At 61.1% G+C, this 1,693-nt stretch carries 2 protein-coding genes; both read right to left on the bottom strand.

Annotation, left to right across the window (positions count from 1 at the left end; genetic code table 11):
* The coding region (locus B3M53_RS00010; protein WP_286799420.1) for a M16 family metallopeptidase at positions 1-1,139 on the bottom strand (1,139 nt) is incomplete at its 3' end.
* A 110-nt stretch (positions 1,140-1,249) separates the two neighbouring features.
* The coding region (locus B3M53_RS00005) for an oligopeptide/dipeptide ABC transporter ATP-binding protein (protein ID WP_349678811.1) at positions 1,250-1,693 on the bottom strand (444 nt) is incomplete at its 5' end.

Raw genomic sequence — 1,693 nt, 5'->3', positions numbered from 1 at the left:
TTGCCATAAGACAGGCTGGCCTGAACCAGAGGCGAGGCGCCGCGATTGATTTCGCGTTGCAGGCGGCGTTGCACGATGGCGCCGCCCAGACGACGCAACAAATCCTCAAACCGCTCGGCCTTGGTGTCGTAAGCAGCCGGGCCGGGCTCGACCACATCCACCGTGATCAGGGTGAACACGTCCGGATCATAGAAAAAGCCGAAGGCGGGCTCTTGCGGGTCTTCGACCGTGCCGATGTCGGGATCGGGCGCCGCCGGTTGCGGTTGCTCCCAAGCGGCGAAACTCTCAACGGAGTCCACGTCCAGCCCGTCCAGGCTGATGGCGAAACCGTTGCGGATTTTCTCTTCCACCAGGTCCGCGTCCACATCGCCGACGACGACCAGCATGCCGCGCTCAGGCGTGTAATAGTCCCGATAATATGCTTCCAGTCGTTCCGCCGGCGCGGTCTCGATCACCTCCACCGTGCCGATGGCGTCACGCTCGGTGATGATCGTGTCAGGATACAGGAAGGTGTAATACGCGTTGAAGAAGCGCCGGATCGGCGTGTTGCGGAAGCGCTCTTCGCCCAGGATAACGCCGCGCTCGCGATCAATCGCCTCGCTGTCGAAGACCATTTCCGAAGCGGTTTCACGCAACAGGAACAAGCCCACATTCAACATGTCTTCGGAATTGCTGGGCAGATCCAGCTGATAGCCCACCACTTCGCGCCCGGTGAAGGCGTTGGTGTCCGGACCAAACGCCAGCCCGTAACGCTCCAGCAGCGGCACCATCTCGCCTTCAGGCACGTGAGTGGTGCCGTTGAACGCCATGTGCTCGATGAAGTGCGCCAGACCGCGCTGATCATCCTCTTCAGCCAGCGACCCCACATCAAACACCATGCGCAGGGCCGCCGTGCCGGTCGGGGTGTCGTTTTCCAGAATCGCGTAGCGAAGCCCGTTCTCCAGCACGCCATAGCGCACATCGGGATGCGCTGCGATGTCGCTGGCTTCATGCGGAAAGCTCGCCGCTTCAAAAGCGGCGGTAAGCTTCGCCTGGTCTTCCCCGCCCTCGAGCGCTCCGCGATCAGAGCAAGCCCACAATGCTGCAGCAGCGATTGGGATCAGACACCAGGCGAGACCGCGTGGGTGGAGCTTAACCATGATCAGGAACCTCAATTTCGGGCATGTGCCAATTAGGGCGAAAATAAGGACAGCGCGATCACAGGCAAATGAATTCCCGTTTAAAGCTGGGATTTATCCCTCGCTGCGCCTTATTTGATCGGATCGTGCTCGGCGACCCAATGGCCTGGCGCCACTTCGATCAGCTGCGGGCGGTATTGCTCAGCATCCGGATCATCAATCAGCTTGGACTTCATGAAGCGCAGCTGGGCGCGGCTGTCGAGCGGGCTGGGAAGGTCGCCGGTCAGCTCCAGACGTTCGCGATTTTTCTCGATCTCGGGATCCGGGATCGGCACCGCGCTGATCAGGGCCTGGGTGTAGGGATGGCGGGCGTCGGTATAGATCGCCTCGCGATCCGCCAGCTCCACAATGCGGCCCAGATACAGGACCATGACCCGGTGAGACACCTCGCGCACAACCGACAGGTCGTGGGAGATGAACAGCATGGACAGGCCGAAATCCTTCTGAAGCCCGATCAGCAACTCGATGATCTGCGCCTGGATGGACACGTCGAGCGCGGACACAGCCTCGTCGCA

The organism is Oceanicaulis sp. UBA2681 (assembly GCF_002354675.1).
Lineage (GTDB): Bacteria > Pseudomonadota > Alphaproteobacteria > Caulobacterales > Maricaulaceae > Oceanicaulis > Oceanicaulis alexandrii.
The sequence above is the reverse complement of the archived record's forward strand: the minus strand, read 5'-3'. Positions and strand labels throughout refer to the sequence as shown.